The organism is Streptomyces sp. NBC_01537 (assembly GCF_045040445.1).
Taxonomy (GTDB): Bacteria; Actinomycetota; Actinomycetes; order Streptomycetales; family Streptomycetaceae; genus Actinacidiphila.
On sequence record NZ_CP109392.1, the window covers coordinates 2,305,185 to 2,327,321 of the forward strand.

Consider the following 22,137-nt stretch of genomic DNA (forward strand, 5'->3'; position numbering starts at 1 on the left):
GGCCGATCCGCTAAGGTAGGGCTAAGTTAGGCTAGCCTTACTGGACTGCGGCAGCGGTACGCCCCGGCAGATATCTCGATGTCGAGATAACTCTAGTACATGACCGTCGAACGGTCATGCCCCGGGCGCGCTGCGTCCTGCATCGGGATGCCCCGCATCGGCGTGGTCGGGCCAGGCGACGGCGTAGGCCGCGTCGCGTCCGGTGCCCGCCCGGGCGAACCGGAGCAGTTCCCGGACGATGCCCGCGTTGCCCATGGCCCAGCCGGTCCGGGGTTCGGGTTCGCTGGGGGTCGCCCGGTGCTCGGTGTTCGACCAGCGGGCGCCGTCGGCGTCCCTGGTCGCCCGGGCGGCCAGGTCCTCGACGAGCACCTCCGCGAAGTCCAGGCCGTCGCCGCCCTCCTGGTGGCGGTCGCAGGCCATGGCCAGCACCCCGGCGGTGCCGCAGCAGCGGCCGCTGTTGTCCCAGAAGCCGGGCCGCAGCCGTTGCGGCAGGCCGGAGTTGACCGGTCCGCCGCCCGGCGGACGGCGGCCAGCGCGTAGGCGATGCCCAGCGTGCCGTGCGAGACGTGATGGAAACGGGCGGGCGCTCCGACCCGGAACTCCCAGTGGACGCCGCCCACGGTCGCTCCCGCGGTCCGCAGGTAGGGCGTCACGGCGAGCACGGCCAGGTCGACATCGCCGCAGGCCAGCGCGCCGAGCGCGATACCGGCGTTGCCGGCGATCACCTCGAAGTGGTCGTTCCAGCGCGTGCCGTCGAAGCGCGAGCGCACCCACTCCAGCGCTCGGTCCGCGGCCGCACCGGCGGCCGGGTCGCCGAGGTGGCGGTGGACCGCCCGCAGGGCGAAGGCCATCCCGGCCAGGCCGGGATAGAGCGAGTCGTGCTCCCACTCCCCGACGGCGTCCGCTATGGACCGGGCGCCGCGCAGGGCGGCGTCGCCGTAACGGTCGTCGCCGAAGTGCCGCTGCGCTTCGAGCAGCGCCACCACGACGCCGGCGGTGCCGGAGTAGAGGGTGGGTCGGCCTCCTCATCGGTAGGGGTGCTCGCCCAGGCCACGTCCCGGCCCCGGCCCCGGTGTCGCGGGCCAGTCCGAGCATCCAGTCCAGGCCCTGCACGGCAAGTGTCTCGGCCTCAGCCGCTCGCGTCGTGATCACCGTTCGAGCGTGCCACCTCCGGATCCGGCCGCACGGGCCGTACGTCAGTCGTCCAGGACGGCCAGGTCCAGCCGGGCGAGGCGTACCGGATCGGCGAGGATGTCGATGGCGACCACCTTTCCGTCGCGGATCGTGAAGCCCATCACCCCCACCGGCACGCCGTTCTCGACCGTGACGAGGCCCGCGGCCCCGTTGACCAGCGCCGGCCGCGCCAGCCGGGCCGTCCGGTGGAACATCAGCGCGTTCCCCGCCACCGCCGCCGCGCCGTGGACCACCTTCGACACCGCCGCCCCGAGCCCTGCCCCGGCGTCCGCGCGCAGCACGACATCCGGGTCCAGTACCGCGACCAGCGCCTCGAAGTCCCCGCCGCGCGACGCGGCCAGGAACGCGTCGACCACCTCGCGCTGGCGGCCCAGATCCGCGTCCGGCACCGTGGCCGCGCCCTGTACCCGCCGACGCGCCCGGCTCGCGAGCTGGCGGGCCGCGGTCGGGGTGCGGCCCACGATGGGGGCGATCTCGTCGAACGGCACCGCGAACATGTCGTGCAGCACGAAGGCGAGCCGCTCGGCGGGCGGCAGCGTCTCCAGTACGACCAGCAGCGCCAGGCCCACCGAGTCCGCCAGCAGCACCTCGTGCTCCGGGTCGGCCGCCTCCCCGTCCATCCGCGCCACGATCGGGTCGGGCACATGCGTCCCCACGAATTCCTCGCGCCGCGACCGCCGTGACCGCAGCATGTCCAGGCACACCCGCCCCGTCACCGTCGTCAGCCACCCGCCCAGGTTCTCGACCTCGCTCGTATCGGAACGGCTGAGCCGGATCCACGCCTCCTGCACGGCATCGTCCGCCTCGCTCAGCGAGCCGAGCATCCGGTAGGCCACTGCCCGCAGGTGGGCCCGCTTCTCCTCGAAGCGGGCCGCCAGGAATTCGGTGTCGTCCATGGGTCGCATCCTCCGTCGCGTCACTGCGTCACAGCAATGACGTTTGGGCGGGGGCAGGTGTGACAGCGGGGCGCGCGTGAGTGATCACCGGTCCGGGTGAATGGGGGGCAGGTTCCGGGGCGGCTCGGCAGTCATTGCGTTAGACAGAGGGCAGTCGTCATGCTGCTGTCACGATGTCCGTTGGAGGACCGATGAGCACACAGCCCCACTCGGGCGCGCGAGCCCGCTCGTACACGGTCGACGACCCCGAAACCGCGCTGAAGTACGCGATCCAGCACATCGAAGGCGATCGAGCGCAGATCGTCGAGGGGGTCATCGAAAACGTGTCGCCTACGTGGGGTCACGAGAAAGCCGCCGCCAAGATCCGTAAGCAGATCGAACCGGTGGTGGAGAAGCTCGGTTGCCTGTCGGGCTCGGGCAATCTCGATCTCCCCGGGAGTCCCAACTGGTATCTGCCGGATATCGCAGTCGTCCCTGAAGCGCTGGCGGACGACGACGGCGCTCTGCTGCCGGATCAGACCCTACTGGTCGTGGAGGTCACGTCCCAGTCCAACGGGGACACCGACCGGATCGTGAAGCGCCGCCGCTATGCCGAGTACGGCGCACCGCTGTATCTCGTGGTCGACCGCCAGCAGCGGACCTGCACCCTCTACGCAGATCCGGGCGAGCTCGGCTACACCAAGGTGAACGGCCCGCACCCCTTCGGGACGCCGGTCCGGCTCCCGGCGCCCTTCGACCTGGAGCTGGACACGTCGGAGTTCTGAACCCGGCACGTAGGCCGGCGCACGGCGATGTCGGATTCTCGCTAGCCTCAGCCTCCCGCAGGGCGAATGCTGGATGTCATGCATGAGGACTTCGAGCGCTGCGTACGAGCCGTGCAGGCCAAGGACTCCCGCTTCGACGGGTGGTTCTTCACCGCCGTGCTGACCACCCGGATCTACTGCCGCCCCGGCTGCCCGGCGATGCCGCCGAAGCCGGAGAACATGACGTTCTACCCGAGCGCGGCCGCCGCCCAGCAGGCCGGTTTCCGGGCCTGCAAGCGCTGCCGTCCGGACGCGAGCCCCGGGTCGCCGGAGTGGAATGTGCGGGCGGACCTGGTGGCGCGGGCCATGCGGCTGATCGCCGACGGGGTGGTGGACCGGGAGGGGGTGCCGGGGCTGGCGGCGCGGCTGGGCTACAGCACGCGGCAGATCGAGCGGCAGCTGCTGGCGGAGCTGGGGGCGGGGCCGCTGGCGCTGGCGCGGGCACAGCGCGCGCAGACGGCGCGGCTGCTGATCGAGACGAGCGGCCTGGCGATGTCGGATGTGGCCTTCGCGGCGGGGTTCGCCAGCATCCGTACGTTCAACGACACGGTGCGGGAGGTCTTCGCGCTGACGCCGAGCGAGCTGCGCGTACGGGCCCGCCCCGCGCCGCATGCGCATGCGGCGCGGACGCCGGTGGCCGGGTCGCTGTCGCTGCGGCTGCCGTACCGGGCGCCGCTGTGCCCGGACAACCTGTTCGGGCACCTGGCGGCGACCGGCGTCCCGGGGGTTGAGGAGTGGCGGGACGGGGCGTACCGGCGGACGCTGCGGCTGCCGCGCGGGCACGGGGTGGTGAGCCTGCGGCCGGAGGCCGACCACATCGCGTGCCGGCTGTCGCTGACGGACTGGCGGGACCTGTCGCTGGCCATCAGCCGCTGCAGGTGGCTGCTGGACCTGGACGCGGACCCGGTGGCGGTGGACGACCAGCTGCGTACGGACCCGCTGCTGGCGCCGTACGTGGACAAGGCCCCGGGGCGGCGGGTGCCGCGCACGGTGGACGGGGCGGAGTTCGCCGTACGGGTGGTGCTGGGGCAGCAGGTGTCGACGGCGGCGGCGCGCACGCTGGCCGGGCGGCTGGTCGAGGCCCACGGTGAGGCGATCACGGACCCGGACACGCACCCGGACGGCGGGCTGACACACCTGTTCCCCTCCCCGGAGGCGCTGGCCGCCCTCGATCCGGAGGCGCTCGCGATGCCGCGCAGCCGGCGCGCGACGCTGACCGGACTGGTGGCCGCCCTTGCGCACGGCGGCATCGACCTCGGCGTGGGCGCCGACTGGGACCGGGCGCGGGAGCAGCTCGCCGCGCTGCCGGGCATCGGGCCCTGGTCGGTCGAGTCGATCGCCATGCGCGCGCTGGGTGACCCGGACGCCTTCCTCCCCTCCGATCTGGGCGTCCGCCTCGCCGCCCGCACGTTGGGCCTGCCCGCGACCCCGGCCGCGCTCACCGCGCATGCCGCGCTCTGGCGGCCGTGGCGCGCGTACGCCGTCCAGTACCTCTGGGCGACCGGCGACCACCCGATCAACCTTCTTCCCACGAACGGAAACTGAGACATGCGCACGCACACCGTCACCGACAGCCCGCTCGGACCGCTGACCCTGGTCGCCGAGGACGGGGCCCTGGCCGGGCTGTACATGACCGGGCAGCGCCACCGCCCGCCCGAGGAGACCTTCGGGGAGCGCGATCCCTCACAGCCGGTCTTCGGCCGGGTCGTCGAACAGCTGGGGGCTTATTTCACAGGTGAGTTGACGGAATTCGCCCTTCCGCTCACCCTGCACGGCACGCCCTTCCAGCGGCGCGTCTGGGCGCAGCTCCAGGCGATCCCGTACGGCTGCCTGATCTCCTACGGACAACTCGCCGAGCGCCTCGGGCAGTCGGGCGCCTCCCGCGCGGTCGGCCTGGCCAACGGCCGTAATCCGGTGGGGATCATCGTGCCGTGCCATCGCGTCGTCGGCTCGACCGGCAGCCTGACCGGGTACGGCGGCGGGCTGGCCCGCAAGCGTCACCTCCTGGACTTCGAGCGGGGGCTGCGCGAGCCGCGCGGGCTGACATCTCATATGTGAGATAGTCTCGCCCCATGGGAGACGACTACCTCGCCCGTATCGGCAAACTCATCCGTGACGCCCGCCAGCACCGCGGCTGGACCCAGTCGCAGCTCGCGGACGCGCTCGGCACGAGCCAGAGCGCGGTGAACCGCATTGAACGCGGTAATCAGAACATCAGCCTTGAGATGATCGCCCGAATCGGTGAAGCGCTCGACAGCGAGATCGTCTCCCTGGGCTATGCGGGCCCCATGCACCTGCGCGTGGTCGGCGGGCGCAGGCTGTCCGGCAGCATCGATGTCAAGACCAGCAAGAACGCCTGCGTCGCCCTGCTCTGCGCATCGCTGCTCAACGCGGGACGTACGACGCTGCGCAGGGTCGCCCGGATCGAGGAGGTCTACCGGATCCTGGAGGTGCTGGCCAGCATCGGGGTCCGGGCGCGCTGGATCAACGACGGCAACGACCTGGAGATCGTGCCGCCGGCCACCCTGGACCTGGACTCCATGGACACCGAGGCGGCCCGCCGCACGCGCAGCGTCATCATGTTCCTCGGCCCGCTGATGCACCGCACCAGCAGCTTCCGGCTGCCGTACGCGGGCGGCTGCGACCTCGGCACGCGCACCGTGCAGCCGCACATGACAGCCCTGCGCCACTTCGGCCTCGAGGTCACCGCCACCACCGGCGTCTACCACGCCCAGGTGCGCGGCGAGGTGTCGCCGACCCGGCCGATCGTGCTGACCGAGCGCGGGGACACGGTCACCGAGAACGCGCTGCTGGCCGCCGCCCGGCACGACGGGGTCAGCGTCATCCGCAACGCCAGCTCCAATTACATGGTCCAGGACCTGTGCTTCTACCTGGAGCAGCTCGGGGTGAAGGTCGAGGGCATCGGCACCACGACGCTGACCGTGCACGGCGTCCCGTACATCGACCGCGATGTGGACTACGCGCCGTCGGAGGACCCGGTGGAGGCGATGAGCCTGCTCGCGGCCGCCGTGGTGACCGAGTCCGAGCTGACCATCCGCCGCGTCCCCGTCGAGTTCCTGGAGATCGAGCTCGCGGTGCTGGAGGAGATGGGCCTGGACCACGAGCGCTCCCCCGAGTACCCGGCCGACAACGGCCGCACCCGGCTGATCGATCTGACCGTGCGCCCCTCCAAGCTGCGCTCCCCCATCGACAAGATCCACCCGATGCCCTTCCCGGGCCTCAACATCGACAACGTGCCCTTCTTCGCGGCCATCGCCGCCACCGCCCAGGGCTCGACCCTCATCCACGACTGGGTCTACGACAACCGGGCCATCTACCTCACCGAGCTCACCCGGCTCGGCGCCGACGTCAAGCTCCTCGACCCGCACCGCGTCCTGGTCGAGGGCCCGACCCGCTGGCGCTCCGCCGAGATGATGTGCCCGCCCGCGCTGCGGCCCGCGGTGGTCGTGCTGCTGGCGATGCTGGCGGCGGAGGGGACGAGCGTGCTGCGCAACGTCTATGTCATCAACCGGGGTTACGAGGACCTGGCGGACCGGCTGAATTCGGTCGGCGCGCGCATCGAGACCTTCCGCGACATCTGACCGGCGAATGCCGCCGCACCCTTTCTGACCTGCACGAAGACGGGTCTGGAGAGGGTGCGACGGCACCCGTGGGACTTCTCTGGGACTTTGGACTTTGCGTCAGCACCGAGCTGCGCCCGGCCCAGCGCGGGCTACTCGAAGACCGCGTCGATCGCGGCGCTGCCGCGTGCGCCCGCACGGGGCAGGAAGTGCGCGTACTTCCGCAGTGCGAACCCGGGGTCCGAGTGCCCGAGCCACCGGGCCAGGGACGATCACGTGCTCCAAGTGCTGCCGCAGGGCCCGGGCCACACTTGTGGGCAGGGGCGCGTCGCGCACCTTGCGCCCCTTGGGAAGCGCGAAGCAGAGCTTCGTCCTGACCATTGACCTGACGCCGGACATGGACGACTTCGCCGGCGAAGTCGATATCGTCCAGGCACAGGCCGCATCCCCGCCCTCACCGCCGCAGACCTGTACGAACTCAAGGACGCCCTCGGCACCGGCGCGGGCGCCGCTGGCTGGCCGTGGGAACGCTGGTGTCCTTCGTGGTCGCCTACGCGTCGATCGCCTGGCTGCTGAAATTCGTCGCCAAGCACTCCTTCAACGCCTTCGTGATCTACCGGATCACGGGCTCGCTCTGCTGTGTTCACCTGCTCGGATGCCTGATCCAGCCAGCGTTGCGCCATGGCGGTCGCGTCTTGGAGCGTTTCCGGAGTGGAGGCGATCAGTTGCCTCGCCTTCCACCATTCGGCGGCGAAGGCCACCTGCCGAGTCGCGTCCTCGAAGGCCAGTTGGCGGCGCCCCACCAGTGACCGGCGCGTCCGCCGGTCCTGCACCATCAGGCTCACTACTCCAGCAGCCGCGGTCACAACGGGGACCAGCACCGCTACGGAAACGGCCACGACGTCTTGCGCACTCATCGACAGTCCCCCCAACCGTTCGATCTGGCATGCAGCATCGCATCCCGGACCCCGTAAGACGACGGGTCGAAACAGCCCGCTTCACGTCAAGATGCCGAAGGTGGGCATAGCGGCAGCACAAGGGCCATGAGCCGGCCGGACGCGCTGGATACTAGGCCTCCTGGAGCACCGCCTTCGGTCGGGCATCCCCGAGACGGATGCTCCGACGATCCGCGTGGGGTTCACCTGGCGCCCAACAGCTGACTGTGGCATTGCTTTGGCCGACAGTGCACTGCTCGGCGTTATCTCCACCTGCGGGCCGGGCCCCACAGTGGCAGGCGACCAGCCCTGAGTCCCTAGTCCAGCGGCGCGGTCCGGGGCCAGGGATGCAGGCGCTCCAGGTCGGCGGCCACGGACAGCAGGCGCTCCTCGCCGCCGGGCAGCGCCACGAGCTGTACGGCACGGGGCAGGCCGCTGCCCGGGTGGGCACCGAAGGGGACGGCGGCAGCCGGCCAGGCGGCGAGGTTCCAAGGCGGGGTGAAGGGGCTGAAGCGGCTGTTGGTGAGCACGTTGACCGCCCAGCCGCGCCGGCTCCAGGCCTTGGCGGCCGGTACGTCACGGGCCAGGGCAGGGGTGAGCAGCACGTCGTACTGCTCGAAGAACGGGGCGAGACGCTCGCGCAGGCGGGCCCGGTAGTCGGTGCGCAGCAGTGACGTGCGGGCCAGGAAGCGGCCGAGCGCGGCGTGGCGGCGGGTGCGGGGGGCGAACAGGCGGGCGTCGAGACCTGCGGCGTCGGCGGCCGTACCGGCGGTCCAGCGGGCGGTGACGGCGGCGCTCAGCCACAGCGGGTAGGACGGATCGGCGGTGGTGACTTGATGGCCGGCCTGTTCCAGCAGCCGGGCGGCATCGCGGGCGGCTGCTGCCCAGGCTCGGCTCACCGGGGAGCCCGGGACGGGGCTGCGGGTGGACAGGGCGATGCGCAGCGGGGCGGACGGCGGCGCGTCGGGGGAGGGCTTCCCGGAACCGGCGAGTACCTGGAACATCAGCCGCGCGTCGGCGACGGTCGTGGCGATCGGGCCGTTCTCGGCCATGCCGTACCAGTCGGTCTCACCCAACTGCGCCGGGACCACGCCCGCACCGGGCTTGAGGCCGACGAGCCCGCATGCCGCGCTCGGAATGCGGATGGAGCCCATGCCGTCCGCCCCCAGTGCGATCGGGGCCAGAGCGCCGGCGACGGCGGCGGCACTGCCGCCCGACGAGCCTCCGGAACTGCGCGAGAGATCCCAGGGGTTGCGGGTAGCCCCGTGCTCGCCGTCGGTCGTCCCGAACACGCACAGCTCGGGGACATGCGTGATGCCGAGAACCACCGCCCCGGCGGCCTGCAGCCGCCGTACGGTCTCGTGATCGGCGGCGGCGGGTGCGGCTGGTGAGGCCGCGCTGCCGTTGCGCAGCGCCTGCCCGGCCACCGGCACATTGTCCTTGACCGCGACCGGGACACCGGCCAGCGGCAGATCCGCCAGATCAGTCCGGCCGGCGAGGACGTCCGCCGCGGCCAGCGCCTCCTCGGCGAGCACCGTCCGGAACGCCCCGACCCGGCCGTCGAGCCGCCGAATCCGCGCCAGGTGCTCCTCGACCACCTGGCGCGGCGTGACCTCCCGGCGTCGTACGGCCTCGGCGATCTCGACCGCCGTACGGCCGGTCCACTCCGTCACGTGTACTCCCGTGGTCCCCGCGCTGCTGGTGGTGATCCGCATCGTACGACGCGCCGCCCCGGGGGACGTTGGCGGCGGGGTGGCTTCGTTCATTTTCAACCGACAGCGTTTGTTCATGGGTTCCGGCGGCGTTTGGTGATCGTCGGCCCTCTGGATGTTCACGGGAAATTACGGCAGTCATGCTCCAACGGCGGGTTCCACGGCATGACACGACCTGGCGAGGCAGCCTTGGAGGCCGGTGCCATTTGCCAGGACCAGGCCGGCGCGTCGTGCACGAGCAACTCGGGCGGCCCCGCGACGACCGTCTGTTCCTGGCTTTGCGGAAGGCGACCTGGTCGTCACAGGTCACCTGTACGGGGTGATCGTGCCGCTCGAAGGTGGCGAAGAAGATCTTCGGCATCCGGGCCCCGGCCCGGATGCCCGGCCCGGGGCCCGGAAGTCGCCACACCCGTGCGGGGCCCCAGCACGCCAGAACGGTGGATCGGCGACAAAGGCTCCGGACAGCGAGAAAAGCGGCTGCGCCACGGCAGCACACCCCGAATGACAGCCTTCCGTCAGGGCAGGCGCTGGGATCGGTTGCGTCAGCCTTCGCCTCGAGGCTGAGGAGCGCAGTACTGATCAGTGGAGCGTGCCCAGTGCAAGCGGCCACCCAGAAGACGTCGGCGAAGGCGCCTGGGAGTGAACGGCACTCGACTCAGTTCCAGAAGCAGCGGCTCCACTCCTCTGAGTCCGGGACACCGACATGTCCGGTCCGCTAATTTATCGGCAGATATCGTCAATGGCCCGATGAGGCCTGCTTCAGGCTAGGGGGGATGGATGCGTAGTTTTGCGCGTCTTCCTATGGAGGGCGGGGGCTCGATCCTCTTCGAGGCACCGGAGGTCTCCGACGGGCCGGTGAAGGCCGGGCGGATCGGCGAGGCCGTCCGTGAGCTGCCGTCGAGTCTGCGGGAGGCACTCGGCCCGGTCACTGACATGGCCCGGGAGGCGCTGGAGCAGGTGCGGCGTGCGGGCCCGGACGAGGTCGAGATCGAGTTCGGGGTCGATCTCGCCGCCCAGGCCGGCGCAGTGATCACGCGGACCGAGGCGGGCTGCCATCTGCGGGTCACCGTGACGTGGGCCCGGGAACGGTGAAGCCGCTCGTCGGCGCTCCCGCGGGGCGCGCGTGATGCCGGCGAACGAGGGTGGCGCTCGTGCCGACCGCGGGCCGGCGTATCGGGTCCAGGCGGCTGCCGCGCAGATTCTGACGGCCGAGGGCGAGGTGGCCGGGGCGGGCTTCCTGATCGGCGCTGACGTGGTGGTCACCTGTGCGCACGTGGTACGGGCCGCCGGGAACGGCCCCGGAGACGGTGTGCGGCTGACCTTTCCGCGCGCCGAGGGGGCGCCGCACACCGATGGGCAGGTGCTGGTCGAGCCGTGGCGGGCCCCGGACGCGAACGACGTGGCCGTCATCCGCCTGAGCGCCCCCGTGGGGGTGTCGCCACTGCCGCTGGGGTCGGCGGCCGACTGTCGGGGGCATCGGGTGCGCTCCTTCGGCTTTCCGGCCCAGGCCCCGCAGGGCGGTCACTTCGGCTACGGGACGGCCGGCGATCTGCTGCCGGGCAGCGGAACGGAGGGCGGTGGCGGCGGGCTGTTGCAGCTGACCGAGGCCAACGATCTGACCCAGGGGTTCAGCGGCGGTCCGGTCGTCGACGAGGTCACGGGGCTGGTGGTCGGCATGATCACCGCCATCACGGCCCCGGACGGCCATCTGCGGGGCCAGGGCATCGCCTACGCCACGCCCGCACAGGTCCTGCGCGAGGCGTGGCCGGCGCTGATCGAACACGAGACGAGTCCGTATCGGGGTCTGGAGCCCTTTACCGCTGAGCATGCCCCGGAGTTCCACGGGCGGGACGGGGCGGTGGAGGCCGTGCTGTCGGCTCTGGCCGGACACGAGCGAGGCTTGTTGCTGCTCGGCCCCTCCGGGTCGGGCAAGTCCTCCCTGATCCAGGCGGGTGTGCTGCCGGCCCTCGGTGACGGTCGGCTGCCTGGCAGCGACCGATGGACGACCGTGCTCGTACCGCGCCCGGGGCGGGACCTGAGCGTGGAGCTGGAGCGGCACGGTCTGCCCGGGGCCGCGACCGAGGGACTCGTGGCCGCGGTGCGACGTCGGTCCGCGGCGGGCACGGCTGAGGGCTGCGAGCGGATCGTGCTGGTGATCGACCAGTTCGAGGAGGCGTTGACTCAGCCCTCGTCCTCGGCGCTGGAGTCGGTCAGGGCAGTGATCGATTCCGACACGGCCGTCAGCGTGACCCTGGTGATGCGGGACGACTTCTACCCTCAGCTGGCCGCCCAGGCTCCCGAGTTGCTGGAGGCCGTCACTCCCGGCCTGGTCAACATCCCCGCCACGCTGAGCCCGCAGGAGCTGCAGGCCATCGTCGCCCGCCCCGCCCACGAGGCCGGGGCGAGTTTCGAGGAGGGCCTGGCGGAGCGCATCGTCGCCGACGTCCTGGCCGCCGACCCGCAGGGCGCCGCCGCCCGAAGAGCCCCGGTCACGCTGCTCGCGCCCCTGGAACTCGCCCTGGACCGGCTGTGGGAGCGCCGCGTGGACGGCCGCCTCACCCACACCGCCTACGAGCGGATCGGGCAGATCACCGGATCCCTGGCCACCTGGTGCAATGCCGCGATCACCCAGCTGCCCGAGAGCCACCGCCCAACCGCCCGGCGCATACTGACCGCGCTGGTACGCCCTGCCGACCCTGCCCGCCACATCCCCGCCACCCGCCAGCAGATGCCCCTCGACGTGCTCCGGGAGCTCGCGGCGGACGCCTCAGACGCGGCCTCCGACCGGCAGCCCGCCGAGGAGGTCACCGACGCGGTCCTGGCGTCACTCACCCGCCACCGCATCATCACCACCGCGGCCCGCGACCCCGGCCCGCCGCCCACCGGTGTGGTTGCCGAGCTCGTCCATGACACGCTCGCGCGCGACTGGGGGGAATTGCGCGACTGGGTGGAACAGGACAGACGCTTCCAGACCTGGCTGCACCGCGCCGACGAGCAGCGGGCCCGCTGGACGGTCCGCCGGCACTCCGACGACCTGCTCCACGGGACCGATCTGGCCGAGGGCCTGGACTGGACCCGGCAGCGCCGTCTGCCAAGCGCCACGGCGGACTTCCTCGCCGCGAGCCGCCGCAGTCAGCAGGCCGCCGTCCGCCGAACCCGGCGCCTGAACGCCGTCCTGGCCGGGCTGCTGGTGGTGGCGCTCGTCCTGACCGGCTTCGCGTTCGTCCAGCGGCGCTCGGCGCAGACGCAGCAGCAGGTCGCGACGGCCCGCCTGCTCGTGTCGCAGGCCGAGGCGGCACGCGCCACCGATCCGCGGCTCGCGCTGCAACTCGGCATCGCCGCCGAGCGGATTCACTCCGATTCCCAGACACGGGCCAGCCTGGTCGAGACCCTCACCGGAACCCGGTACGCGGGAACCGCCTCGGCATTCAGCGACTCGGTCGACGCGGTGGCGTTCTCTCCGCGCGGCAGGGTCCTGGCCACGGCCAGTACGGTGCGGACGAGCAAGCCACTGCCCGTCGAATCGTCGAACGCGATCTCTGAGGCAACGGGCAGTGGACCTTCCCCCACCCCTTCCGCCACGACGTCCGTCACACCGGCGACTGTGATCACTTTGTGGTCCCTGTCCGAGACGGCTCCGCCGCGTCGGCTGAGCTCGCGCGTGCGCGTGGACGACACCGACTCCGATCTGATGGCGTTCTCTCCGGACGGGCGTTCGCTGCTCACGGCCGACGACGACGGTTCGAAGGTCGACGTATGGGACCTGTCCGATCCGGCGAAGCCTGTACTGCGCACGTCGTGGGAGGCGATCAAGGACGAGGATGTCGGTTCGGTGGCCTACTCACCGGACGGCAAGGTCCTGGCCGTCGGTTCCAACTACAACGACCGGTTCGCCCTGTGGGACGTCTCCCGTCCGGACCGGATCAGCCCGCTCGGCGCGCCGTTCAGCGCGGGGACCCACCGGGTGGACTCGGTGGCTTTCTCCTCGGACAGCCGGGTGCTCGCCGTGGGCAGTGGCGACTCCGTGGTGCTCTGGGACGTCGCCGCCCCGACCCGGCCGCGCCGTCTGGGATCTCCCCTCGCCGGGAGATCACCCGTCGTGTTCTCCCCCGGCCGCCATCTCCTGGCGACACGCGACAAGGACCCCAAGTCCAAGAACCAGAACGCCTTCGTGCTCTGGGACGTCAGCCGCCCGGCCGCGCCCAAGCGGTTCGGGGGACGGATGACCGGAAACAACACCTCACTGGCGTTCTCCCCCAAGGGGGATGTCGCGGCCACCGCCAGGTACGACGGCACCACGGTGTTGTGGGACCTGTCCCACCCTGCCCGTCCCGTCACATCAGGATCCCCGCTGACCGGTCACACCGACTACGTGGTGTCGGTGGCGTTCTCCCCCGACGGGCGCACTCTGGCAACGGGCAGCCGGGACCGTACCGCCATGCTCTGGAACCTCACCGACCCGGGCCAGCCCGTCCCGCGCGGCAAGTCCGTCGCAGGGGCGCAATCGCTGGCGTTCCGCGCCGGGGCACGAGCGCTGGCCAGTGGTGCCAAGGACGGCTCCGTCGTCCTGTGGGACATGTCCGATCCGGCCCGTCCGGTCGAGGAGAACACAGGTGTGCCAGGGGAGGGCAGGGAACTCTCGTCGGATGGTAGGACCCTCGCCGTCTTCGATCGTGGCGTGACCACCGTGTGGGACATCTCGAACATCAGGCATCCTGTGCGGCGCGGACCGGCTCTGCCGGGCAGCGGTAGCCCTGCCCTGTTCTCCCCAGACGGCCGGATGCTGATCACTGGCGACAACGACAAATCGATGCTCTGGGATGTGTCCAACCCAGCGCATCCGGTGCTGCGGACCAAGAACCTGCCCGCCGTCATCGTCCTCGTCGCGGAATTCAGCCCGGACAGCCGCACTCTCGCGACCAGCAACATCTACGACCCCGACGCCGAGGTGACGCTCTGGGACGTCTCCGACCCCACGCACCCCGCCGCGCGGCCGCGACTGCTTCCGGCCGGTGACTCCGCCGACGTCACGTCAGCGGCGTTCTCGCCGGACGGCCGCACGCTGGCCGTCGGTCGTTCCGACGGCACGATCGCCCTGTGGGACGTCTCCCGGCCGGCCAGGCCCGTACGGATCGGTCAGCCGTTGGTCGGTCCGAGCGACCCCAACGGCAACACGGCTGCCCTGAGCGTGACGGTCGCGGTGCTCGGCATGACCTTCTCCAGCGACAGCCGCACCCTGGCAACCACGAACCTGACGAACGCACTCATCCTCTGGGACGTGACCGACCTCTCCAACCCGCACCGACTCGCCGCTCCGCTGTCGATGCCCGGCCAGCAAGTGTTCGGGCTCGTGTTCTCCCCGGACGGGACGAGCCTCGCCACCGTCAGTTTCGAGAGGCGTGCCGCTCTGTGGGACCTCACCGCCGGTATCGATCTGCAGAACCACGCGGCCGAACATGCCTGTGCGATCACCGGATCCGGCCTCGACCACACGGCCTGGTCCCGCTACGTCCACGCCCTTCCGTACCGGCAGACATGCGCCTCCTAGCGCTAGGACGAGTAGGAAGTTCCGCAGTCTTGGTAGCAGGCGGGCGGCACCACTAGGGATCACTGACTTCCGCTGAGGACCGCGCGCATACGGGGGGCGCTCCATGTGTCGGTCCGCGTGTCCGGCGGGGACACTCTTCCCGAGTTCATTCCAAGGGGGGCGTGTTGATGAGATGGCTGCGTGGTGTCTGGAGTTCCCTCAAGCGCTGGACAGCAGCGGTGATCGTGCTGACGGGTGCCACAGCGGTCTCTGCTCTGGCCACGGGAACGAGTTCATTGTGGATCGCTGTGGCGCCCGGACTCGTACTGTCTGTCGCGGGGTTGATCGCCCAGGCGCTTGTGGAGGACAAGGGAAAGGGGGCGGCGCGGCCGGTATGGACGGCCGACCGGCCGCCTTACCCCGGTCTCGAGGCGTTCACCGACGAGGACGCTGCCGTGTTCTTCGGGCGGAGCGCCGAGACGGGTGAACTGATCGAGCGGCTGCACCCCGCTGTGCGCGCGTCCCGGCAGCCGTTCGTCACTGTCGTCGGCCCTTCGGGCAGCGGCAAGTCCTCGCTTGTCCAAGGTGGACTGATCCCGTCGCTGTCCCGGCGTCGCGCACCGTGGCTGGTCGTACCGCCCTTCACTCCTGGGGAGGATCCGGTGGCGGGCCTCGCCCAGGCGCTCGCCACCGTGTCCGGGATGACCGGCATACGTGCGGCGCGTCAGGTGGAACAACGGCTGCGCGTCGAGGGTGCGTCGCATCTGGCGCAGCTGGTGCAGGACCTGCGTGCCCGCCATGGCCGGCGGACTTCGGCCTCGGTGCTGGTGGTGGTGGATCAGTTGGAGGAGGTGTTCAGCCAGTCGGGCGCCCAGGCGCGTGAGGAGTTCCTGACGTTGCTCCAGGACGCTCTCGACAGCGATCCCGCGCTGTGGGTCGTCGCGACATTACGTTCGGAATTCCTCACCGGACTGCTCGCGTCCCGCTTCGCCACCCTCGTGCAACGTCCGGTCGTCGTGGGGGTCCTTGGCAGGAACGCGCTCAGCCAGGTGATCGAGGAGCCGGCCGCACTCGCCGGACTGCGGTTCCTCCCTGGGGTGGTGGCCCGGATCGTGGACGATACCGGTCACGGTGACGCCCTGCCTCTGCTCGCCTTTACCCTGCAGCAGCTCTTCCTGCGGGTCCGGGACTCAGGAGTGGTGCGGGACGAGGACTACGAGCGGCTGGGCGGGGTCGGTGGCGCGCTTGTCCGGCAGGCGGAGAAGGTCTGCACGGAACTGGCGGTCAGGGGGATCACCGAGCCGGATGTGCTACATGTGATCTCCCGCTTCGTCACCCTCGACGGTTCGGAGCCGACCCGGCGACGGGTGCGACGTGAGGCATTCGACCCGGCGGACCAATACGTGCTGGACGCCTTTGTGGAGGCCCGGCTGCTCACCACCAGGCCCGAGGACGGCGGGGTGGTGGTGGATGTGGCGCATGAGGCGCTTTTCCGGCACTGGGCGCCGCTGCGCCAGGACGTGGGCGCACGGGCTGATCACCTGCGGCGGCGTTCGCAGGTGGAGCGCTGGGCGCTGGACTGGGACCGCAATGGCCGGGAACGGAGTTACCTGCTGCGTGACGAGCGGCTGCGAGCCGTGATGCGCTGGGTGGACGAACAGCCTGATCTGTGGTCGGACAGCCCCTTGTCGCACGAGTTCCTGGAGACCTCGCGAGGCAGCGACAATGCCTGGCTGGACCGGCTGTCCGACGCGGTCGCGCAGCAGGCACGCCTCACCGTCGACGTCGACCCGGAACTTGCTCTGTTGCTCGCCATCGCCGCCGTGGAGGACTGTGCCCCGCGCCCCGCCGCGTTCCGCGCCCTGCATGCCACGCTCGATGCGTCGCGGCAACGCGCCGTGCTGACCGGTCACACCGGATGGGTGTGGGATGTGGCATGGGCGCCGGACGGGCAGCGGCTGCTGTCGGCTTCCCATGATCACACCGCGCGGATCTGGGACACAGAGCGGTGCGGGCAGACGCAGGTGCTCCGAGGACACACCAACCGCGTGGAGGCGGCGGCATGGTCTCCGGACGGTGAACGGGTCGTCACAGCCGCCCAGGACGGTACCGCGCGCATCTGGCGTGCCGCCACGGGCGAGGAACTGACCGTGCTGCACGGCCATGAACACATGCTCACCTCGGTCGCCTGGTCACCGGACGGGAGGAAGGTGGCGACCGGCTCGAGGGACGGTTCCATCCGGGTATGGAATCCACGGACGGGAGAGTCGACGGCACGGCTGACCGGACATCAGGACTGGGTGATGTCCGTCCGGTTCTCCCCCGACTCGGCTCGCCTGGCCAGCGCCTCCGGCGACCGCAAGGTACGCCTGTGGGACCTTTCCGCAGAGGCCTTGGACGGTGAACCGGCCGAGATCGCAGGGCATCGGGACTGGGTCGATTCCGTGGACTGGTCACCGGACGGGACCCGGCTGGTGACCGGCTCCAGGGACCGGACCGCCCGGCTGTGGGATGGCGCGAGGCAGGAACAGCGGCTGGTGCTGCACGGCCATCGGTCCGTTGTCACCTCGGTGGCATGGTCGCCGGACGGAGAGCGCATCGCCAGCGCGTCGCGGGACACGACGGTCCGGTTGTGGAACGCCGACGACGGTGAGGCCGGGCCTGTCCTGCGTGGGCACAAGGACTGGGTGATGGCTGCCGCCTGGTCCCCCGGCAACCAGTTGGTGGCCACCGCGTCCAGGGACGCGAGCATACGGCTGTGGGACGCGCGGCCAAGCCCGGAACGTCTCCTGCTGCGCGGTCACACGAGCTGGGTGCGAACCGCCTCGTGGTCGCCGAACGGCGCCGTCCTGGTCACCGGCTCGCGCGACGCGACCGCCCGGGTCTGGGACGCCCGTACCGGCGCCCAGAGCATGGTGCTGCCGCACGAGGGGGAGGTGAGGGGATGCGGTTGGTCGCCCGACGGGACGCTCATGGTGACCGCGTCCTACGACTGTACGGTCCGGGTCTGGGACGCCCGCAGCGGTACCGAGAACCTGCGTCTGTCCGGACATCCGGGGGGTGTGCGGCGCGCCGTGTTCAGCCCGGACGGCACCAGGATCGCCAGTTGCGGGCGTGACGACATGGTGCGTGTGTGGGATGCCCTTTCCGGCGAGCAACTGACGGTGTTCTCCGGGCACTCGGCCATGGTGCGCGCGCTGACGTGGTCGCCGGACGGACGTTGCCTGCTCAGCGGGTCCAATGACGGGACCGCAAGGGTGTGGGATGCCGCCGCCGGGCATGCGGTCACGATACTCAGCGGACACAGCGAAGCCGTCACCGGGGTCGGCTGGTCGCCGGCCGGGGATCAGCTGGCGACCGGGTCACGGGACCGTACCGTCCGGATCTGGAGCTTCCCCGACGCGAGGGAGTCGCGCCGTTTGGAGGAGCAGGAGGACGTGGTGCGGGATCTTGCCTGGTCTCCCAGCGGCACTCGGCTCGCCGTCGCCTACGACGATCACACCGCACGGGTGTGGGAAGTGGGCCAGGGGATCGAACTGGCCGTGCTGCGCGGGCATGACGCCTGGGTCGAGGGAGTCGCCTGGTCCACCGACGGGACCTCGTTGGTGACGGCATCGGGTGACGGCACGGCCCGGGTGTGGGACCCGGTCGCCGACTCCACCGCGCTCCTCGCCCTTGCGCGCGACCGTGTCTCCCGGGACCTCACGGGTGAAGAGCGTGACCGATTCCTCCTACCCGAAAGGTGATACCTGTCGGCTCGGTCAGGCCCCGTCGGCGCTCTCCGCCTCGCCGACGCCGGGGTCGGTGCCGGGGTCAGTGGCGGCGAGGCTGCCCCTGGCCAGCCCCAAAGGGGCAGTGCACCTGTCCGTCGCCCCCCGTAGGCACCGCTCATACGGCTCCACGCCGCATTGCTCCAAGCCGGCGCAACCGTGACCAGCCCGCCTCCTCTTGATCGACAGAGGCATGACTGCCCGCACGCACGGCCCAGACATCCCCCGACACGGGCGAACCAGGGCCGCGCCGACTTGACGGGTGGCGATCGTTGTTCGTTCGGCATACGCCGAGATCCAAAACGAACTCAGCCCGACAACCTGCTGCGCACGACCGTTCGCGGCTTCCCGCACCGGCAGACTGGAAGGGGGCGGTGAGCGTGAGAGTCCTCTGGGACTTCCGGCTGGATCAACAGGCACGAGCGTGAAACACGTGAAAGCCATTCACACAGGTCAACGCCCCGGCATCACCCATCACAGCAGCTCACAGGGTTACCCGGTCTCTTCCGCGACATCTGACCGGCGCTGACCGGCGGGCCCCGCCGCGCTCTTGGTCAGGGGCTGGGCACATCTCCTGGCGTCACCTTGACGGTTCGCAGTTGACCGACCGCGTACTGCCAGGCGTGGTGCACTGCGGAGCGGGCGCACGCGGTGGCAGTGGTGATGTCTCCGTGGAGGTGGATGGGTTCGCCCAGGTGGACGTGGAGGGCCGGGCGGCGCAGCGGAGCGGTCAGGACGCCTGCGATCTGTTTGGTCCGTCCGCCGGAGATGATCCGGCGGGCGCCTGCATGGCCCAGAGGAACGACGGGGGCGCCGGTGGCGAGCGCGAGCCGGGCCAGGCCGGTGCGGAATGTTCCGGGTTCGCTTTCGCCGGAGTCCCGGCGGAAGGGGAGGCGGCCCTCGGCGTAGATCACCACGACCCGGCCGGCGGCTATGGCCTCGGCCGCGAGGTCCAGCGCCGCCGCCGCGTGCCGGCTGCCCCGGTGGACCGGGATGTGGCCCTCGCGGGTGAGGCAGCGGCCGAGAACGGGGATCCTCCACAGGCCTGCGGCGGCGAGGACGACAGGTTCGGTACCCAGGCTGCGCAGCGCGGCAAGGACGAGCCCGGGATCCGCCAGGGCGGCGTGGTTGGGCGCGACGATGCTGCCGGGCGCGATGGTGCGGACCGGGCCGGTGGTGACGGTCAGCCGGCCGAGGATCGGAACGACCGTGCGGGCGAAGGCGGTCAGCACGCGCTGCTTGCTCCTTGATCTGCCGGGCTCCGCCCGGTGTTTGTCCGACCAGCATCGTCACCCGGCGAGCAGCGGCGCACATCCGTAGGAGTACTCAGAGTTGCGCGTAGGCCCGCGCCCTGGGGTCCCGGGCCGTGGCGTCAGCCCAGCGTCGCGACCAGGATCGCCTTGATCGTGTGCATGCGGTTCTCGGCCTGGTCGAAGACCACGGAGCGCGGTGACTCGAAGACCTCGTCGGTGACCTCCAGGGAGGTCAGGCCGTGGCGTTCGTAGATCTCCTGGCCGACCTTCGTGCCCAGGTCGTGGTAGGCGGGCAGGCAGTGCATGAACTTGACGTCCGGGTTGCCGGTGGCGTCCAGCACGTCGGTCGTGACGGCGTACGGGCCGAGCAGCGCGATCCGCTCGTCCCAGACCTCCTTGGGCTCGCCCATCGAGACCCAGACGTCGGTGTGGACGAAATCCGCGCCGCGCACGCCGTCCGCGACGTCCTCGGTAAGCGTCACGCGCGCGCCGGTTTTCTCGGCGAGGTGTCGCGCCTGCGCGACGACGGTGTCGTCCGGCCAGAGCTGCTTCGGGGCGACGATCCGTACGTCCATGCCGAGCAGCGCGCCGGTGACCAGCAGCGAGTTGCCCATGTTGTAGCGGGCGTCACCGAGGTAGGCGTAGGCGATCTCGGGCAGCGGCTTGGCGCTGTGCTCGGCCATGGTGAGCACATCGGCCAGCATCTGGGTGGGGTGCCATTCGTCGGTGAGGCCGTTCCAGACGGGCACGCCCGCGTATGCCGCCAGTTCCTCGACGACGTGCTGCCCGGTGCCCCGGTACTCGATGCCGTCGTACATGCGGCCGAGGACGCGGGCGGTGTCCTTGACCGACTCCTTGTGCCCGATCTGCGAGCCGGAGGGGTCGAGGTACGTGGTGGAGGCGCCCTGGTCCGCTGCCGCGACCTCGAAGGAGCAGCGGGTCCGGGTGGAGGTCTTCTCGAAGATCAGCGCGATGTTCCGGCCGCGCAGCCGCTGCACCTCGGCGCCCGCGCGCTTGGCGGCCTTGAGCTCGGCGGCCAGCTCCAGGAGGTGGCGGAACTCCTCGGGAGTGAAGTCCAGCTCCTTGAGGAAGTGGCGGCCCTTGAGGTCGCTGGCCATGGGGGCTCCTAGGTCGCGGTCGTATGACATTACCCTGGAAGTCTATACGACAGGTCGCATCCTTATGCGGATGCCTTTGCGGACGCCCCTGACGCCCCGGCGGCCGGCGTTCACCCCGTCACGGCATCCCTTTCGATCGGGCAGCTCATGCAGCGCGGCCCGCCGCGCCCCCGCCCGAGCTCGCTCCCGGGGATCTCTATGACCTCGATGCCGCGCTTGCGCAGGAAGGTGTTCGTGGTGACATTGCGCTCGTAGGCGAGCACGACCCCGGGCTCCAGGGCGAGCACATTGCAGCCGTCGTCCCACTGTTCGCGCTCCGCCGCGTGCACGTCCTGGGTCGCGGTCAGGACACGGATGTCGTCGAGCCCCAGCGCGGCCGCGATGGCCCGGTGCATGTGCTCCGGCGGATGGTCGGTGACCTTCAGGTCCCGCTCTCCGGCGCCGGGTTCGATGGTGTACGAGCGGAGCATGCCGAGGCCGGCGTACTGGGTGAAGGTGTCGCCGTCGATCATCGTCATGACGGTGTCCAGGTGCATGAAGGCCCGCCGCTTGGGCATGTCGAGCGCGACGATGCTGCGGGCCGAGCCGGCCGTGAACAGCCGCTGGGCGAGCATCTCCACGGCCTGCGGGGTGGTCCGTTCGCTCATGCCGATCAGGACGGCGCCGTTGCCGATGACGAGGACGTCGCCGCCCTCGATGGTCGACGGGTAGGCGGCCTGGCCCTCCGACCAGACGTGGAAGCCTCCCGGCTCGAAGAGCGGGTGGTGCTGGTAGACCGCCTCGTAGTGGATCGTCTCGTGCCAGCGGGCGGGCCAGCGCATCGCGTTGATGCTGACGCCGTCGTAGACCCAGGCGGAGGTGTCCCGGGTGAAGAGGTGGTTGGGCAGCGGGTTGAGCAGGAAGTCGTCGGGCTCCATGACGTGGAAGCGGACCGAGGTCGGCTCGGCGAACCGCTCCAGGAACTCCCGCTTGGTCATGCCGCCGACCAGCGCCTCGACCAGGTCGGGGGTGGACAGCTCGTCGAAGGCCTCGCGGAGGTGGTCGGTGACGACCGGCCCGTATTCCTTCTCGTCGAAGACCCGGTCCAGGACCATCGCCCGCGCCTTGGGCAGCGCCAGCGTCTCGCGCAGCAGGTCGCCGAAGAGGTGCACCTCCACGCCGCGGTCGCGCAGGACGTCGGCGAAGCCGTCGTGCTCCGCGCGCGCCCGCCGCACCCACAGCACGTCGTCGAAGAGCAACGCGTCCTTGTTCGACGGCGTGAGCCGTTTCAGCTCGAGGTCGGGCCGGTGCAGGATGACGCGGCGCAGCCGCCCGGCCTCGGAGTCAACATGGAAGCCCATGGAGGACT

The 22,137-nt window shown here is 70.9% G+C and carries 13 protein-coding genes and 2 pseudogenes; 8 read left to right on the forward strand and 7 right to left on the reverse strand.

From position 1 onward, the window contains the following. Positions 1–114: 114 nt before the first annotated feature. From OG607_RS10625 to sigJ, 3 genes and pseudogenes are all read right to left on the reverse strand, one after another. Complete coding sequence (locus OG607_RS10625; RefSeq protein WP_405737501.1) at positions 115–420, reverse strand: hypothetical protein; 306 nt, start codon at positions 418–420, stop codon at positions 115–117. 146 nt (positions 421–566) lie between these two features. Next, a pseudogene (locus OG607_RS10630) lies at positions 567–986 on the reverse strand (lanthionine synthetase LanC family protein); the annotation flags it as partial. A gap of 210 nt (positions 987–1,196) precedes the next feature. Continuing rightward, on the reverse strand, positions 1,197–2,090 hold the full coding sequence (gene sigJ / locus OG607_RS10635) for an RNA polymerase sigma factor SigJ (RefSeq protein WP_405721747.1): 894 nt from the start codon (positions 2,088–2,090) through the stop codon (positions 1,197–1,199). 191 nt (positions 2,091–2,281) lie between these two features. Here sigJ and OG607_RS10640 point away from each other — a divergent pair, with 191 nt between their 5' ends. The 5 genes and pseudogenes from OG607_RS10640 to OG607_RS10660 form a co-directional block, all read left to right on the forward strand. Next, the gene (locus OG607_RS10640; protein WP_405721750.1) at positions 2,282–2,854 is read left to right on the forward strand and encodes a Uma2 family endonuclease; all 573 of its coding nucleotides are present in this window, start codon (positions 2,282–2,284) and stop codon (positions 2,852–2,854) included. A 78-nt stretch (positions 2,855–2,932) separates the two neighbouring features. Continuing rightward, positions 2,933–4,438, forward strand: coding sequence for an AlkA N-terminal domain-containing protein (locus tag OG607_RS10645; protein WP_405721752.1), 1,506 nt, complete (start codon positions 2,933–2,935; stop codon positions 4,436–4,438). 3 nt (positions 4,439–4,441) lie between these two features. Further along, positions 4,442–4,951: a methylated-DNA--[protein]-cysteine S-methyltransferase gene (locus OG607_RS10650; protein WP_405721755.1), complete on the forward strand. Its 510-nt coding sequence runs from the start codon at positions 4,442–4,444 to the stop codon at positions 4,949–4,951. A gap of 14 nt (positions 4,952–4,965) precedes the next feature. Next, on the forward strand, positions 4,966–6,495 hold the full coding sequence (locus OG607_RS10655; RefSeq protein ID WP_405721758.1) for a helix-turn-helix domain-containing protein: 1,530 nt from the start codon (positions 4,966–4,968) through the stop codon (positions 6,493–6,495). Between the two features lie 423 nt (positions 6,496–6,918). Then, positions 6,919–7,130 (forward strand): annotated as a pseudogene (locus tag OG607_RS10660) (undecaprenyl-diphosphate phosphatase); the annotation flags it as partial. A 596-nt stretch (positions 7,131–7,726) separates the two neighbouring features. On the opposite strand, the gene OG607_RS10665 reads toward OG607_RS10660, so the two are convergent. Further along, positions 7,727–9,082 carry an amidase gene (locus OG607_RS10665; protein ID WP_405721761.1) on the reverse strand — a complete coding sequence of 452 codons (1,356 nt, stop codon included), beginning with the start codon at positions 9,080–9,082 and terminating at the stop codon, positions 7,727–7,729. 840 nt (positions 9,083–9,922) lie between these two features. On the opposite strand from OG607_RS10665, the gene OG607_RS10670 reads away from it, so the two are divergent. From OG607_RS10670 to OG607_RS10680, 3 genes are all read left to right on the forward strand, one after another. Then, positions 9,923–10,213, forward strand: a complete 291-nt coding sequence (locus OG607_RS10670; protein ID WP_405721764.1) for a CU044_2847 family protein — start codon at positions 9,923–9,925, stop codon at positions 10,211–10,213. Positions 10,214–10,247: 34 nt separating this feature from the next. Then, entirely contained in the window at positions 10,248–14,669 is a 4,422-nt protein-coding gene (locus tag OG607_RS10675; protein WP_405721767.1) for a trypsin-like peptidase domain-containing protein, read from the forward strand. Positions 14,670–14,836: 167 nt separating this feature from the next. After that, the gene (locus OG607_RS10680) at positions 14,837–18,394 is read left to right on the forward strand and encodes an eIF2A-related protein (protein ID WP_405721770.1); all 3,558 of its coding nucleotides are present in this window, start codon (positions 14,837–14,839) and stop codon (positions 18,392–18,394) included. A 578-nt stretch (positions 18,395–18,972) separates the two neighbouring features. On the opposite strand, the gene OG607_RS10685 is transcribed toward OG607_RS10680, so the two are convergent. From OG607_RS10685 to OG607_RS10695, 3 genes are all read right to left on the reverse strand, one after another. Further along, positions 18,973–19,650 (reverse strand): lysophospholipid acyltransferase family protein, encoded by a 678-nt coding sequence (locus OG607_RS10685; protein WP_405721773.1) that lies wholly within the window; start codon positions 19,648–19,650, stop codon positions 18,973–18,975. A 140-nt stretch (positions 19,651–19,790) separates the two neighbouring features. Then, positions 19,791–20,789 carry an ornithine carbamoyltransferase gene (argF, locus tag OG607_RS10690; protein WP_405721776.1) on the reverse strand — a complete coding sequence of 333 codons (999 nt, stop codon included), beginning with the start codon at positions 20,787–20,789 and terminating at the stop codon, positions 19,791–19,793. 110 nt (positions 20,790–20,899) lie between these two features. After that, positions 20,900–22,129: an arginine deiminase gene (locus tag OG607_RS10695; RefSeq protein ID WP_405721779.1), complete on the reverse strand. Its 1,230-nt coding sequence runs from the start codon at positions 22,127–22,129 to the stop codon at positions 20,900–20,902. Positions 22,130–22,137: the final 8 nt, after the last annotated feature.

What these genes read in the sequence shown, in the direction of transcription:
- OG607_RS10650 (WP_405721755.1), top strand. Translation starts at nt 4,442, where the DNA reads ATGCGCACGCACACCGTCACCGACAGCCCGCTCGGACCGCTGACCCTG.
- OG607_RS10645 (WP_405721752.1), top strand. Translation starts at nt 2,933, where the DNA reads ATGCATGAGGACTTCGAGCGCTGCGTACGAGCCGTGCAGGCCAAGGAC.
- OG607_RS10670 (WP_405721764.1), top strand. Translation starts at nt 9,923, where the DNA reads ATGGAGGGCGGGGGCTCGATCCTCTTCGAGGCACCGGAGGTCTCCGAC.
- OG607_RS10680 (WP_405721770.1), top strand. Translation starts at nt 14,837, where the DNA reads ATGAGATGGCTGCGTGGTGTCTGGAGTTCCCTCAAGCGCTGGACAGCA.
- OG607_RS10695 (WP_405721779.1), bottom strand. Translation starts at nt 22,129, where the DNA reads ATGGGCTTCCATGTTGACTCCGAGGCCGGGCGGCTGCGCCGCGTCATC.
- argF (WP_405721776.1), bottom strand. Translation starts at nt 20,789, where the DNA reads ATGGCCAGCGACCTCAAGGGCCGCCACTTCCTCAAGGAGCTGGACTTC.
- OG607_RS10625 (WP_405737501.1), bottom strand. Translation starts at nt 420, where the DNA reads ATGGCCTGCGACCGCCACCAGGAGGGCGGCGACGGCCTGGACTTCGCG.
- OG607_RS10655 (WP_405721758.1), top strand. Translation starts at nt 4,966, where the DNA reads ATGGGAGACGACTACCTCGCCCGTATCGGCAAACTCATCCGTGACGCC.
- OG607_RS10640 (WP_405721750.1), top strand. Translation starts at nt 2,282, where the DNA reads ATGAGCACACAGCCCCACTCGGGCGCGCGAGCCCGCTCGTACACGGTC.
- sigJ (WP_405721747.1), bottom strand. Translation starts at nt 2,090, where the DNA reads ATGGACGACACCGAATTCCTGGCGGCCCGCTTCGAGGAGAAGCGGGCC.
- OG607_RS10675 (WP_405721767.1), top strand. Translation starts at nt 10,248, where the DNA reads ATGCCGGCGAACGAGGGTGGCGCTCGTGCCGACCGCGGGCCGGCGTAT.